15 protein-coding genes are annotated in these 13,269 nt (G+C 52.0%); 10 read left to right on the top strand and 5 right to left on the bottom strand.

The window, feature by feature from the left end; genetic code table 11:
- Nucleotides 1-32 precede the first annotated feature (32 nt).
- Genes M2406_RS04120 through M2406_RS04100 form a run of 5 tightly spaced genes read left to right on the top strand, consistent with a single transcriptional unit; the run spans nucleotide 33 to nucleotide 3,267 of the window.
- Nucleotides 33-665 carry a 3'-5' exonuclease gene (locus M2406_RS04120; protein WP_259188807.1) on the top strand — a complete coding sequence of 211 codons (633 nt, stop codon included), beginning with the start codon at nucleotides 33-35 and terminating at the stop codon, nucleotides 663-665.
- Nucleotides 665-1,525, top strand: coding sequence for a DNA cytosine methyltransferase (locus M2406_RS04115; protein ID WP_259188806.1), 861 nt, complete (start codon nucleotides 665-667; stop codon nucleotides 1,523-1,525). The genes M2406_RS04120 and M2406_RS04115 overlap by 1 nt, the downstream gene beginning before the upstream one ends.
- Nucleotides 1,512-1,877, top strand: coding sequence for a hypothetical protein (locus M2406_RS04110; protein ID WP_259188805.1), 366 nt, complete (start codon nucleotides 1,512-1,514; stop codon nucleotides 1,875-1,877). Before M2406_RS04115 ends, M2406_RS04110 begins: the two co-directional genes overlap by 14 nt.
- A gap of 36 nt (nucleotides 1,878-1,913) precedes the next feature.
- A complete protein-coding gene (locus M2406_RS04105) occupies nucleotides 1,914-2,159 on the top strand; it encodes an excisionase (protein ID WP_129940324.1) in 246 nt (81 codons plus the stop codon).
- Complete coding sequence (locus tag M2406_RS04100) at nucleotides 2,140-3,267, top strand: site-specific integrase (protein ID WP_259188802.1); 1,128 nt, start codon at nucleotides 2,140-2,142, stop codon at nucleotides 3,265-3,267. Before M2406_RS04105 ends, M2406_RS04100 begins: the two co-directional genes overlap by 20 nt.
- A gap of 193 nt (nucleotides 3,268-3,460) precedes the next feature.
- Here M2406_RS04100 and M2406_RS04095 read toward each other — a convergent pair whose 3' ends face one another.
- The 4 genes from M2406_RS04095 to icd form a co-directional block, all read right to left on the bottom strand.
- On the bottom strand, nucleotides 3,461-4,411 hold the full coding sequence (locus M2406_RS04095; protein WP_064556245.1) for a GlxA family transcriptional regulator: 951 nt from the start codon (nucleotides 4,409-4,411) through the stop codon (nucleotides 3,461-3,463).
- A gap of 25 nt (nucleotides 4,412-4,436) precedes the next feature.
- Nucleotides 4,437-5,213 carry an MBL fold metallo-hydrolase gene (locus tag M2406_RS04090; RefSeq protein WP_064556228.1) on the bottom strand — a complete coding sequence of 259 codons (777 nt, stop codon included), beginning with the start codon at nucleotides 5,211-5,213 and terminating at the stop codon, nucleotides 4,437-4,439.
- 386 nt (nucleotides 5,214-5,599) lie between these two features.
- Nucleotides 5,600-6,457, bottom strand: a complete 858-nt coding sequence (locus M2406_RS04085) for a DUF2971 domain-containing protein (protein ID WP_259188799.1) — start codon at nucleotides 6,455-6,457, stop codon at nucleotides 5,600-5,602.
- 325 nt (nucleotides 6,458-6,782) lie between these two features.
- Nucleotides 6,783-8,036, bottom strand: coding sequence for an NADP-dependent isocitrate dehydrogenase (gene icd, locus M2406_RS04080; protein ID WP_112362581.1), 1,254 nt, complete (start codon nucleotides 8,034-8,036; stop codon nucleotides 6,783-6,785).
- 132 nt (nucleotides 8,037-8,168) lie between these two features.
- Between icd and rluE the strand changes: the two genes are divergently transcribed.
- The 5 genes from rluE (at nucleotide 8,169) to purB (ending at nucleotide 12,497) form a co-directional block, all read left to right on the top strand.
- Nucleotides 8,169-8,795 carry a 23S rRNA pseudouridine(2457) synthase RluE gene (rluE, locus tag M2406_RS04075; protein ID WP_218216294.1) on the top strand — a complete coding sequence of 209 codons (627 nt, stop codon included), beginning with the start codon at nucleotides 8,169-8,171 and terminating at the stop codon, nucleotides 8,793-8,795.
- Nucleotides 8,796-8,829: 34 nt separating this feature from the next.
- Nucleotides 8,830-9,276, top strand: a complete 447-nt coding sequence (locus M2406_RS04070) for an NUDIX hydrolase (RefSeq protein WP_112362582.1) — start codon at nucleotides 8,830-8,832, stop codon at nucleotides 9,274-9,276.
- 95 nt (nucleotides 9,277-9,371) lie between these two features.
- Nucleotides 9,372-10,475 carry a tRNA 2-thiouridine(34) synthase MnmA gene (gene mnmA, locus M2406_RS04065; RefSeq protein WP_017892507.1) on the top strand — a complete coding sequence of 368 codons (1,104 nt, stop codon included), beginning with the start codon at nucleotides 9,372-9,374 and terminating at the stop codon, nucleotides 10,473-10,475.
- A gap of 2 nt (nucleotides 10,476-10,477) precedes the next feature.
- Entirely contained in the window at nucleotides 10,478-11,104 is a 627-nt protein-coding gene (gene hflD, locus M2406_RS04060; protein ID WP_012006445.1) for a high frequency lysogenization protein HflD, read from the top strand.
- Between the two features lie 22 nt (nucleotides 11,105-11,126).
- Nucleotides 11,127-12,497 carry an adenylosuccinate lyase gene (gene purB / locus M2406_RS04055; RefSeq protein WP_017892506.1) on the top strand — a complete coding sequence of 457 codons (1,371 nt, stop codon included), beginning with the start codon at nucleotides 11,127-11,129 and terminating at the stop codon, nucleotides 12,495-12,497.
- Between the two features lie 51 nt (nucleotides 12,498-12,548).
- Here the strand turns inward: purB and M2406_RS04050 are convergent, their stop codons facing one another.
- A complete protein-coding gene (locus M2406_RS04050; RefSeq protein WP_259188796.1) occupies nucleotides 12,549-13,250 on the bottom strand; it encodes a GNAT family N-acetyltransferase in 702 nt (233 codons plus the stop codon).
- Between the last annotated feature and the right edge of the window lie 19 nt (nucleotides 13,251-13,269).

The following is a 13,269-nucleotide window of genomic DNA, read 5'->3' as shown; positions in this document are numbered from 1 at the left end:
GCTTTGCCGAAAATCAGTGTGGAGTAATTAACATGATCAATACTATTACGATAGATACCGAAACAATGGATACCAAGCCAAGTGCTGTGATTCTATCCATTGGGGCGTTTGCATTCGATATTTCTGACGTTCGTCAGACACAACAAAGCATTATCCAGATAGCCCGTGATGCAGAGCTGGCTGATTACTCAAATACAGCCTTCTACTGTCTGGTAGATACTTTCGGTCAGTTAATGCAGGGCCGCAATGTAAGCGTCAAGACCCAGGCTTGGTGGCGTGAACAATCTGAAGATGCACATGAAGCTCTTGCTGGTGATCGAGAGCCAATCGGCCAAAGCCTCGCCCTGCTCTCTCATTGGATAAAAGCCCATCCAGATGCCCGGATATTCTTCCGTGGTACCGACTTCGATGGCTCTATCCTGGAACATGCCTATAGAACTAACGGGATCGAATGCCCATGGCATTGGGGCGGTAAGCGTGATGTACGCACTTATATCGACGCAATGACAAAGGGAAACCGTGGCTATCTACCTAAAACCCACCAGCCCTGCTTTGCGGTGGTTAAGCATAACTCGCTCCATGATGCGATGAATGATGCCGAGCAAATGGCCATTGCCTATCAACAAAATAGCTTCCAAATGGATGCCGAACTGAGGAAGTCCTAGTGACTTCTGCTTATTACAACGAAATTGATCCATACGCCGCCCAGTGGCTCCGTAATTTGATAGCTGCTGGTCATATAGCACCTGGGGATGTTGATGAGCGTTCAATCGAGGATGTGAAACCCGATGACTTACGAAACTATACTCAATGCCATTTCTTCGCTGGAATCGGAGTCTGGTCATATGCCTTGCGCAACGCCGGATGGCCTGACGATAAACCAGTCTGGACAGGTTCTTGTCCGTGCCAGCCTTTCAGCACGGCAGGCAAAGGCGATGGGTTTGATGACGAGCGGCACCTATGGCCACATTTCCATTGGCTCATCAGCGAGTGCCGCCCTGAGCACGTCCTTGGCGAGCAAGTTGCAAGCGGCAACGCAAATGCTTGGTTCGACCTTGTACAAGCTGACTTGGAAGCAATGGATTACGCCTTCGGGATTGTCCCGTTCCCGTCTGCGGGCGTCGGCTCTCCGCACATCCGTGACCGCGCATACTGGGTGGCCAACGCCCACAACGAGGGACTGGAAGGATGGAAAAGAATGCCTGAATGTTCCACTGAACTCATTGCTGGGACGAGTGGCGTGGTTGACAACATGGCCAGACCCGAAGGAATTAGATGGGGAAAATGCAGCAAGGCCTGCCTCCGGAGCAGGAACCCAAGCCAGACTAATGGTTTCTGGCGAGATGCTGACTGGCTCTTCTGCAGGGATGGAAAGTGGCGGCCAGTTAGACCCGGCTCATTCCCGTTGGTTAATGGGGCTACCGCAAGAGTGGGACGACTGCGCGCCTACGGCAATGCTATCAATGCGGAAGCTGCGCAAACCTTCATAAATGCATATATGGAGATCATCCATGGCGAAGACTAATGCAGAGCGTAAAGCAGCCCAACGCGAGCGCCAGCGACTGGCGGGTATTGTCCCTGTCGAAATCAAGCTAGATCAGCAAGAGGCTGAGATGTTACGAGAGAATTGTGCAGCTCGCCGGCCACAACGCGAGCCATACGACCTAGATGAATACATCACCATGCTGATCAGGAAGGATAACGCCGAATTAAAAAAGCAGCTGGCGACACGGAATAAACGGTGCTGCGGTAAGTGCAAAGACAAACTACCAGGTGACCCAGCAGGTTGTTATTTCCTTGGTGATTCTGAGTGCTGGCAAACCTACGGGTGGCATGAAACCAAATTAACAGTGTGTGACATGTCACGATTGAATTAATGCCCGTATGCGGCGGGTGATGTGTGGAGGTACTTGATGCTACAGATGTTGACGCTTGAAGAATGGGCTGCGGAGCGATACCGCAGCAAACCACCCTCTCTAAATACCTTGCGGCGTTGTGCTAAAGAGGGCCACTTCGCCCCGCCCGCACGTAAGGAAGGTAAGTTATGGCGCGTGCGAGAAGATGCTGAGCTAGTTGGCCCACTCACTACTCCGGTCATTAAGCACAACGACAATCCGAAGCTCCAAAGGATATTGAACGATGGCAGCCCGACCGCGTAAGAACAATGTTGATATTCCTAACCTGTATCCCCTATTTAGCCGCAAGGCCAATAAGGTCTACTGGCGATACCGTCATCCGGTTACAGGGAAGTACCACGCTCTTGGTGACAATGAGCAGGAAGCTCGTGAGATTGCTATCGAAGCCAATAGCCGACTGGCAGAGCAACGTAGCCGGCAGATCCTGGCACTTAGCGATCGTGTGGCTCAGATTAAGGGTAAAAATATAACTGTCAGTACCTGGCTCGACCGGTATTGGAAAATACAGGAAGAACGACTGAGCACCGGTGATATCAAGCCCAACACGTTTAAACAAAAACGTAAGCCTGTGAACCTTCTACGCCAAAAATTTGCAATGAAATCCTTGCCCGAGGTTGATGCCAGAGATATCGCTTCGTTGTTGGATGAGTACACCGACGCCGGACAGCCACGTATGGGCCAGGTTGTTCGCTCAGTGCTGATCGATATATTCAAAGAGGCTCAGCATGTTGGTGAAGTTCCTCCGGGCTACAATCCCGCGCTCGCAACAAAGCAACCGCGCAGGAAGATTACCAGGCAGCGTTTGAATCTAGAGGAATGGCAGAAGATTTTCGACATTGCTGATAAACAGCATCGATATATGGGCAACGCGATGCTATTGGCCGTAGTTACAGGACAGCGCTTGGGTGATATTTCAGCAATGAAATTCAGCGATATCTGGGATGACCACTTACATGTTGTGCAGGAGAAAACTGGTGCAAAATTGGCATTACCTCTTTCCCTTCGTTGCGATGCTTTGAACACGAGCTTACGTGAGGTGATCTCGCGCTGCCGAGATTATGCTGTGAGCCAGCATCTTGTACATTACTTCCGTGCGACATCAATGGCCCAACGTGGTGCCAAAGTGCCTGGCAATACACTGACAACCAACTTTAGCAAAGCCAGGGATAAAACCGATATTGATTGGGGAGAAGGCACACCAGCAACGTTTCATGAACAACGATCGCTTGCTGAAAGACTGTATAAGTCCCAAGGGGTAAACACACAGATACTTCTGGGCCACAAAACGCAGTCTCAGACTGACCGTTATCATGATGACAGAGGGAAGGAGTGGATAAAAGTGAGTTGTTAGCCTGATTGGGTGCTCTCAATAATTTGTTTATATTAGTTATTTTAGATTCTACTTAATTTGATATCCTTTACGGTCTAGGCTCGATCTGACCGTCAACTTAGTGCCAGAAGCGGACATTTCTAACAACACGGAGCGTTAATCAATGGGGTGCAGGTCAGTCGGAGGAGTCAGTCGACGCTAGGGGAGCTGCGGTTTACGCGTTACGGAATGTTTTTCGCCACTCTCTGGGGCTGACACCGAATTTTTCCCGAAACTGCAGCCTGAACGTTGCAGCAGACTGAAAGCCCGCTTTCTCAGCGACCTGTTCTACAGGAAGATCCATGTTCTCCAGTAACTCCTGACTCCTATGCAACCGTGCTGCTGTAATCCACTCAACGACGGACATACCGGTCGCTTTCGTGAAATGTCGCGTCAGCGTCCTGCGGCTCATTGAGGCGTATGCGGCCAGAGAATTAATATCGTGCGGCTCCTGAAGGTTCTGTAGCAGGTGATCAAGAACCATGTTAATTCTACCGTCGGCGGTCTTTTGCGTGACGTGATGATTGATATACTGTGCCTGACCACCTTCACGGTGTGGAGGCGTGACCATCCTACGGGCAATGCCATTAGCCACAAGGCTGCCAAAATGTTGACGAATAATATACAGACAGCAATCCATCGCCGCAGCCGTTCCCGCCGATGTAGTCAGTCCACTGTCATCAACATAGAGTTCATTAAGATTTAAATGAACTGATGGAAACAGCTCCCGAAAATCATCCTCATATTCCCAGTGCGTTGCTGCCATATGCCCATCCAGCAAGCCTGCATAAGCCAATACGAAAGTGCCCAGGCACAATCCCACAATCTGGACTCCCGCTTCGCGTGCTTTAACCAGAGCGTCAAGCAGAGGACTGGATGGTCGTTTCCGCACATCTCCCCAGAAGGGCACAATGACGATATCAGCCTGCGCTAGCACCTCCAGACCATGATCGGCCTGTATTGCCGTTCCTTCCTCAGACCAGACGAGACCTGGTTTTTCAGCGCATATCAGGCGGGCAAAAAGCTGTTGGTCTGTGACGGTCTCACCAAAAAGAATCAGCGGAACTGATACGTGATAAGTGCTGAAGCCCTGGGTAACAAGAATGGCAACTGTGATCACAGATATTGTACTCCCTGAGGATCGGTTGGTGTCAGAACGTGACAGCTTCGCCGTCAGCAGGCGCTGAAACGTAGCTCTGAATATGGTTAGCGTACGCATAATCCAGAACTTCCTGTCGTGTGACCAGACAGTGGTTTACAGCTTCCATGTGGGTGGCAACTATTTGGGCTTCAGGCAATACAAAGTGAGCCTTCAAAATATCTTCTTTACCAAAGATGATTGCGCCAAAGCCCAGAACATGAGCCCAACCGGTATTCATAATCAACACCCCCGGCATATATTTGCGCATGTTTTGTTCAATGACTTTCACCCAGATAGAGTCACCCACAAGATATACGGTTTTTTCTGCTGGATGACGGAACACCACACCACAGGCATCGCCAAGAATTTCGGCCATCTGCGGGTTGGTATAGGCTTCATCTGAACCATGCTGGCATGCTGTCTTAATGAGTTCAATATCTTCAAAGCGGCTGGTTTCGGTCAGAGTAACCAGATTCGTAAAACCCTGAGCACACAGCTGTGTTTCATCGTTCTCATTCTGGACGTAAATCAACATATCCTTCGGCACAATATCTGCAGCGGCCAGATCCCAGTGATCCGGATGAGTATGGGTAATAATGATTGCGTCCACATCAAGCAGTAAGCTTATATCCAGAGGCAATTCCACCATAGGATTACGAATTTCTGAGCGAGCCGTTCCCTCAAAACCATCCCATGCATCTTTATCAGAAAGCATGGGATCGATAAGAAACTTCTTGCCTGCATATTCGAGGATTTGGGTCGCATTACGGATCTGAGTAATTTTCATTTTGTGTTCTCCCGAACGCTATTTAATTTGGTAAGAACCACGGCTACCATGGCCCGATAACTAATTGTAGTGATTATCGGGTAACTCAACAGTGTCCTAAAGGCCAAGTTTCACGCATATCGGGTCAAAATACTGCCAGTAAAGTCAGCAACATAAGCCAAATCTTTTATGTCCGCTTCTCGCTCTTAGCTGCCGTACGAGCCCCACTCGTGGGCAGCTTAGTGCCAGAAGCAAACGTTACTAACATTCATTGCTTTTCTAGTAATATCATATATGTTGCATCAGCAGCACATCCTCGTCCACTACTATAGATAGGAGAAGCAGCACTATTGTAGGAACGAATAAATCTATGTTGCAGAAGATGGGACCTTGCACCACAAGAGCGTTTATCCATGGATCGTCTTCAGTTCCCAACGATAATTACCGGACTTCAACATCGCTTTTGAGGGGATATCTCTTGCTTGTAGTATCTGCAGCAACTGCGCTTTATAGGCTGATGGGATATTTGGGCCCAGAATGACAGATTTAATTGCATTCTCCGGAAGGGATAAAATGTATCCATCCTCGTTGCTGATGTCTCCATCAACAAATCTTACCATTCTCACTTCATCTTCACGCTCCCAAGCGCTAAATTTGGTGGCTATCAGCTTCTGATATATTTCCCGAATTGATTTCACCGAAAGAGTGTAGCCTTCATCATAAATTTCCCTATTTTTTTCATAATCATGAGATGAGTCACAAACATCTAAGTAATAATCCGCTACTGAATCCCAGACAGCTAAGACAGCGGTATCAACTACCGGAGACTCTTCTGAGTAGACCACATCAAAAATCTGCGTTTCTGTGTCAGAGACCTCAATAAGTTTTGCCTCATCGAATTCTACACAGATTCCACTCATAGACGCAGAATAGTAAGCCCACATGAGCGCGTTCATTGGATTACGCGTGAAACAGGCAACACGAACCTTACTCCGATATGAGCCATTACTAAAATCTGCCTCAAAAAGCCCTGAGGTGAACTCTTCGTAATGTTCATTTACCAGTGTCATATCTACGTTGTCACCCAACCAAGCTTCTAAGATGCGCTGGAGACGCGGACTATCACTATCGAGAGAAGGAAACCCTCTTTCCACCTTGCAATCTAACTCATAGGGGTCGTTAAAATACTGCACGGGGCTCATATAGATAGTGTTATCTACGATGTTTTTTAGTGCATATTCATTAGGAGGATAAAATTTAAACATTTGTTCTGCTCCACTTAGATTAACACACACTAATGTTAGTAATTGTAGTGTCGCGTCGCGATGACTACTCTTCGATCAAAACTGCCCGACAAACTTAACTTGTGCAGTTGCTGGTTTTGTTTAAAGCAAGCGAGTAATTTTCGAGCGGGACTACCCCATTCCTATGGTTTTGACTGAACTCACTCTTTAGATTGATACACTCAAAAATGCCAAAATGGCCGAGTTTTGATAACTTGTTTTGATAATGTTTTGATAACCGTTGCAATTTGAATAATAAAAAACGGGAACCATCAGGCTCCCGTTATCATTTGACGCTAAAACACCATTACATGTGTTTAACGATAGCGTCGCCAAACTCTGAACATTTCAGCAGCTTAGCGCCTTCCATCAGGCGCTCGAAGTCATAGGTCACGGTCTTGGCAGCGATTGCGCCTTCGGTGCCTTTAACAATCAGGTCAGCCGCTTCGAACCAGCCCATGTGACGCAGCATCATTTCTGCAGACAGGATGATGGAACCTGGGTTCACTTTATCCTGACCGGCATACTTAGGTGCGGTGCCGTGGGTCGCTTCGAACAGTGCGCAATCGGAACCGATGTTGGCACCCGGTGCGATACCGATACCGCCAACCTGTGCGGCCAGGGCGTCGGAGATGTAGTCACCGTTCAGGTTCATACAGGCAATGACGTCGTATTCAGCCGGACGCAGCAGGATTTGCTGCAGGAAGGCGTCGGCGATCACGTCTTTAACCACGATCTCTTTACCGGTGTTCGGGTTCTTGATTTTCAGCCATGGGCCGCCGTCGATCAGTTCGCCACCAAACTCTTCACGCGCCAGTTCGTAGCCCCAATCCTTGAAGGCACCTTCGGTGAACTTCATGATGTTGCCTTTGTGAACCAGGGTCACAGAGTCACGGTCGTTGGTGATTGCGTATTCGATCGCTGCACGAACCAGACGTTTGGTCCCTTCTTCAGAGCATGGCTTCACGCCGATACCGCATTGCTCTGGGAAGCGGATTTTCTTCACGCCCATTTCGTCGCGCAGGAACTTGATCACTTTGTCTGCTTCGGCAGAACCGGCTTTCCATTCGATACCCGCATAGATGTCTTCGGCGTTTTCGCGGAAGATCACCATGTCGGTCAGCTCTGGCTGTTTAACCGGGCTTGGAGTGCCCTGGTAGTAACGCACCGGACGCAGACACACGTACAGGTCCAGTTGCTGGCGCAGGGCCACGTTCAGGGAGCGAATACCGCCACCGACCGGGGTAGTCAGCGGGCCTTTAATGGCAACGCGGTAGTCACGGATCAGATCCAGGGTTTCTTCCGGCAGCCACACGTCTTTCCCGTAAACGTGAGTGGATTTTTCACCGGTGTAGATTTCCATCCAGGAGATTTTACGTTCGCCGTGGTAGGCTTTTTTTACTGCTGCATCAACCACGTGAATCATAGCAGGGGTAACGTCGACGCCAATGCCGTCGCCTTCGATAAACGGAATGATCGGGTTATTCGGAACAACCAGTTTACCCTGGGCATCGACCGTAATCTTTTTACCTTCTGCCGGAACAACTACTTTGCTTTCCATCAACCTCTCCTTCAAGCGCAATTTTTGTTAATGCTTTGTAAGATGCGTGTAGATACTACTGGAATTTTCTGTCCGCGCCAATCCGAAACGGATTCGGTTATAATGCGCCTATCATCCGTAATCTCAACTGTTATGAAAAAATTCCCTGTTAGAAATCACAAAGTTAAACGATTCAGCCAGCCTGCCTCCGCCAAACCCGCTGTCGCACAGGGGCCGCGTCGCGTGGTGTTATTCAATAAACCCTTCGATGTCCTGCCGCAATTTACCGATGAGGCCGGCCGCACCACGCTGAAAGAATTCATTCCGTTTCCTGATGTTTACGCCGCCGGACGTCTGGATCGCGACAGCGAAGGATTATTGGTATTAACCAATGACGGCAAGCTGCAGGCGCAGCTCACGGAGCCAGGTAAACGCACTGGCAAAGTGTATTACGTGCAGGTAGAGGGCGCGCCGCAGGACAACGATTTAGTCTCTTTACGTAACGGAGTCACGCTCAAAGACGGCCCGACGCTGCCGGCCGGTGTGGAGTTGGTGGCCGAACCGCAGTGGCTATGGCCGCGTAATCCGCCGATCCGCGAGCGCAAGTCGATCCCCACTGCCTGGCTGAAAATCACCCTGTATGAGGGCCGAAACCGCCAGGTACGTCGCATGACTGCACATATCGGCTTCCCTACCCTGCGACTGATTCGCTACAGTATGGGTAATATTTCATTGGGCGAACTGCAACCCGGTGAATGGAAATGCCTTGATTCGCTTTAATCCGCCCGTCAATCCGTCGCTGTAAGGGGCCGCCATGTTTAAACCGCACGTTACCGTTGCCTGCGTGGTTCACGCCGCCGGCAAGTTTTTAATCGTCGAAGAGACCATTAACAGCAAGGCACTCTGGAACCAGCCGGCCGGTCATCTTGAAGCCGACGAAACCCTGATTCAGGCCGCCGAACGCGAGCTGTGGGAAGAAACCGGCATCCGCGCCACGCCGCAGTCGTTCCTCAAACTGCACCAGTGGATCGCCCCGGACAACACGCCGTTCCTGCGCTTTTGCTTTGTCATCGAGCTGGAGCAGCAACTGCCGACCGAGCCGCACGACAGTGATATCGACCGTTGTTTGTGGCTGAGCGCCGAAGAGATTTTGCATGCGCCCAACCTGCGCTCCGCTCTGGTCGCCGAAAGCATTCGTTGTTACCAGCAGCCGGAACGCTACCCGCTGTCGCTGGTCAGCAGCTATGACTGGCCATTCTGAGATGAATAAGTGCCGTGCGCCGACGAGGGCAACGTGGTAAAATCCTGCGCTTGTTTTTTATCAGCACGGTTAGTGTTCAAGTTCGCGAGATCCCCATGTCAGACAACAGCCAGAAAAAAGTAATCGTCGGTATGTCCGGCGGCGTCGACTCTTCCGTTACTGCCTATCTGTTACAGCAACAGGGCTATCAGGTCGCTGGGCTGTTTATGAAGAACTGGGAAGAAGACGACGATGAAGAGTACTGCTCCGCAGCGACCGATCTGGCCGATGCACAAGCGGTATGCGACAAACTCGGCATCGAACTGCACACGGTGAATTTCGCGGCAGAGTACTGGGACAACGTGTTTGAACTGTTCCTGGAAGAGTACAAGGCCGGCCGCACGCCGAACCCGGACATCCTGTGCAATAAAGAAATCAAATTCAAAGCCTTCCTGGAATTCGCCGCAGAAGATCTGGGGGCGGACTTTATCGCCACCGGCCACTACGTGCGTCGCCAGGACGTGGACGGCAAAAGTCGTCTGCTGCGCGGTGTCGACGGCAACAAAGACCAGAGCTATTTCCTCTACACCCTGAGCCACGAGCAGGTTGCACAAAGCCTGTTCCCGGTCGGTGAGCTGGAAAAACCAGAGGTGCGCCGCATCGCTGAACAGCTGGAACTGGTTACCGCCAAGAAAAAAGATTCCACCGGTATCTGCTTTATCGGCGAACGCAAATTCCGCGATTTCCTCGGCCGTTATCTGCCGGCTCAGCCAGGGCCGATTGTCAGCGTCGACGGCCAGACCGTCGGTGAACACCAGGGCCTGATGTACCACACCCTGGGCCAGCGCAAAGGGCTGGGCATCGGCGGCATGAAAGACAGCAGTGAAGATCCATGGTACGTGGTGGACAAAGACGTCGCCAACAACGTGCTGGTGGTCGCGCAGGGGCATGAGCATCCGCGCCTGATGTCCGTCGGGCTGATCGCGCAGCAACTGCATTGGGTCGATCGCCTGCCGCTGAGCGGGCCATTCCGCTGTACGGTGAAAACCCGTTATCGCCAGCAGGATATTCCTTGCACCGTCACCCCGCTCGACGAACAACGCATTGAAGTGCGTTTCGACGAGCCGGTCGCCGCCGTCACCCCAGGTCAGTCAGCCGTGTTCTATCAGGATGAAATCTGCCTCGGCGGCGGCATTATCGAACAGCGTTTACAGGAGTAATCGTGGCGAAGAACTATTATGACATTACGCTGGCGATGGCCGGGATCAGCCAGACTGCGCGTCTGGTCCAGCAGTTGGCGCACGAAGGCCAATGCGATCGCGAAGCCTTTCATACCTCGCTAAGCAGCCTGCTGCAGATGGATCCCCCTTCCACGCTGGCGGTGTTCGGCGGTGAAGAACGCAATTTGAAAATGGGCCTTGAGACGCTAATGGGCGTGCTCAATGCCAACAATAAAGGCCTGGCCGCCGAGCTGACCCGCTACACCATCAGCCTGATGGTGCTGGAGCGCAAACTCAACGCCAACAAACAGGCGATGAACCAGCTTGGCGAACGTCTCGGCCAGCTTGAACGTCAACTGGCGCATTTTGATCTGGAATCAGACACTATTATCAGCGCGCTGGCCGGCATCTATGTCGACGTCGTCAGCCCGCTCGGGCCGCGCATTCAGGTGACAGGTTCACCGGCTATCCTGCAGAACCCGCAGGTGCAGGCCAAGGTTCGCGCCGCACTGCTGGCGGGCATCCGTGCCGCCGTGCTGTGGCAACAGGTTGGCGGTAGCCGCCTGCAGTTAATGTTTTCCCGTAATCGTCTGTTTAAACAGGCGCAAAATATCGTTGCTCATTGTTAATAGATCCCAGGAGTTGCTACCGATGGAATTATCCTCACTGACCGCCGTTTCACCCGTTGATGGACGCTACGGTGATAAAGTCAGCGCACTGCGCACCATTTTCAGCGAGTACGGTCTGCTGAAATTCCGTGTGCAGGTTGAAGTACGTTGGCTGCAAAAACTGGCCGCCTGCGCAGAAATCAAGGAAGTTCCGGCTTTTGACGCCGACGCAAACGCTTTCCTCGACAAGATCGTCGCAGAGTTCAGCGAAGAAGACGCGCAGCGTATCAAGACTATCGAACGCACCACCAACCACGACGTGAAGGCGGTTGAGTATTTCCTGAAGGAAAAAGTGGAAGCGGTCCCTGCCCTGCAGGCGGTGTCCGAGTTTATCCACTTTGCCTGTACCTCCGAAGACATCAACAACCTGTCGCACGCGCTGATGCTACAAACGGCACGTCAGGACGTGGTGCTGCCGTACTGGCGTAAAATCATCGATTCGATCAAGGGCCTGGCGCTGGAATACCGCGATATTCCGCTGCTGTCTCGTACCCATGGCCAACCGGCCACCCCGTCCACCGTCGGTAAAGAATTCGCCAACGTCGCCTACCGCATGGAGCGTCAGTTCCGTCAGCTTGAGCGCGTGGAAATCATGGGCAAGATCAACGGTGCAGTCGGCAACTATAACGCCCACATCGTCGCTTACCCGGAAGTGGACTGGCATGTGTTTAGCGAAGAGTTTGTTACCTCGCTGGGCATTATCTGGAACCCGTACACCACTCAGATCGAGCCGCACGACTATATCGCCGAGCTGTTTGACTGCGTTGCGCGTTTCAACACCATCCTGATCGACTTCGACCGTGATATCTGGGGCTACATCGCTCTGAATCACTTCAAGCAGAAGACCATCGCCGGTGAAATCGGTTCTTCTACCATGCCGCACAAGGTTAACCCAATCGACTTCGAAAACTCCGAAGGCAACCTGGGCCTGTCAAACGCGGTACTGGGCCACCTGGCCAGCAAACTGCCGGTTTCCCGCTGGCAGCGCGACCTGACAGACTCCACCGTGCTGCGCAACCTGGGCGTTGGCCTGGGTTATGCGTTGATCGCCTACCAGGCGACCATGAAAGGCATCAGCAAGCTGGAAGTGAACCAGGCACACCTGCTGGACGAACTGGATCACAACTGGGAAGTGTTGGCCGAGCCGATCCAAACCGTGATGCGCCGTTACGGCATCGAAAAGCCGTACGAGAAACTGAAAGAGCTGACTCGCGGCAAGCGTGTGGATGCAGCCGGCATGCAGACGTTTATCGATAGCCTGGCGCTGCCGGAAGAAGAGAAAACTCGTCTGAAAGCCATGACCCCGGCTAATTACATTGGCCGCGCGGCGACCATGGTCGATGAATTGAAGTAATCGCCATACGGCGAAAACAAAGAGGCGGCCAAATGGCCGCCTCTTTTATTTTTACTGCATTAAATCCTGCAGCCGTCTTTTCTGCAGCCCTTGCGCATTGAAGTTGTCAGGGTTCAGCCACTGCTCAAACCCCGCCTTGATGGTCGGCCAGCGGTCGGCAGTAATGGCAAACCAGTCGGTATCGCGGCTGCGGCCCTTGGTGACCAGCGCATGCCTGAAAGTGCCCTCATAATTGAAGCCAAATCTCGCCGCGGCCCGTCTGGAGGGGGCGTTATGGCTATCGCACTTCCATTCACAGCGACGATAACCCAAGTCCTCAAACAGGTGTCGCAACATCAGATAAATCGCTTCGGTGGCGCTCGAGTGCTGCTTCATCGCCGGTGACCAACTGACATGGCCAATCTCCGCCACGCCGTTAGCTTCATCGATGCGCATATAGGCAACCGTCCCGACCGGACTCTGGCTTACGCGGTCAAACACCGCCAGGTTCACCAACGTGGGGTTCGCCTGCAGGGTGTTCAGATGCTGCAACATGGCAGCAAGGCTTTCCGGCCGTTCTATCGATAAATAGGTCCAGTCGCGGCCATCGGGTGCCTGCTGGAAAGCACTGAACAACGCGGCATGGTCGCGCTGTGGCTCAAGCCGTTCCAGGCGACAAAAGCGCCCGTCAAGCGTCTCACCGCCGGGCCGTTTCGCCGCCTGCCAATCGGCTAATGGCTCACCCACCGGCTGGCCGAATTGATTGATCACCATAAAGCCTCCGCAACCTGCA

The sequence above is a fragment of the Serratia sp. BIGb0163 genome, from assembly GCF_024809935.1.
Classification (GTDB): Bacteria; Pseudomonadota; Gammaproteobacteria; order Enterobacterales; family Enterobacteriaceae; genus Serratia; species Serratia quinivorans.
The sequence above is the reverse complement of the archived record's forward strand: the minus strand, read 5'-3'. Positions and strand labels throughout refer to the sequence as shown.

What these genes read in the sequence shown, in the direction of transcription:
- M2406_RS04120 (WP_259188807.1), top strand. Translation starts at nt 33, where the DNA reads ATGATCAATACTATTACGATAGATACCGAAACAATGGATACCAAGCCA.
- M2406_RS04110 (WP_259188805.1), top strand. Translation starts at nt 1,512, where the DNA reads ATGGCGAAGACTAATGCAGAGCGTAAAGCAGCCCAACGCGAGCGCCAG.
- M2406_RS04105 (WP_129940324.1), top strand. Translation starts at nt 1,914, where the DNA reads ATGCTACAGATGTTGACGCTTGAAGAATGGGCTGCGGAGCGATACCGC.
- M2406_RS04100 (WP_259188802.1), top strand. Translation starts at nt 2,140, where the DNA reads ATGGCAGCCCGACCGCGTAAGAACAATGTTGATATTCCTAACCTGTAT.
- M2406_RS04090 (WP_064556228.1), bottom strand. Translation starts at nt 5,213, where the DNA reads ATGAAAATTACTCAGATCCGTAATGCGACCCAAATCCTCGAATATGCA.
- M2406_RS04085 (WP_259188799.1), bottom strand. Translation starts at nt 6,457, where the DNA reads ATGTTTAAATTTTATCCTCCTAATGAATATGCACTAAAAAACATCGTA.
- icd (WP_112362581.1), bottom strand. Translation starts at nt 8,036, where the DNA reads ATGGAAAGCAAAGTAGTTGTTCCGGCAGAAGGTAAAAAGATTACGGTC.
- rluE (WP_218216294.1), top strand. Translation starts at nt 8,169, where the DNA reads ATGAAAAAATTCCCTGTTAGAAATCACAAAGTTAAACGATTCAGCCAG.
- M2406_RS04070 (WP_112362582.1), top strand. Translation starts at nt 8,830, where the DNA reads ATGTTTAAACCGCACGTTACCGTTGCCTGCGTGGTTCACGCCGCCGGC.
- mnmA (WP_017892507.1), top strand. Translation starts at nt 9,372, where the DNA reads ATGTCAGACAACAGCCAGAAAAAAGTAATCGTCGGTATGTCCGGCGGC.
- purB (WP_017892506.1), top strand. Translation starts at nt 11,127, where the DNA reads ATGGAATTATCCTCACTGACCGCCGTTTCACCCGTTGATGGACGCTAC.
- M2406_RS04050 (WP_259188796.1), bottom strand. Translation starts at nt 13,250, where the DNA reads ATGGTGATCAATCAATTCGGCCAGCCGGTGGGTGAGCCATTAGCCGAT.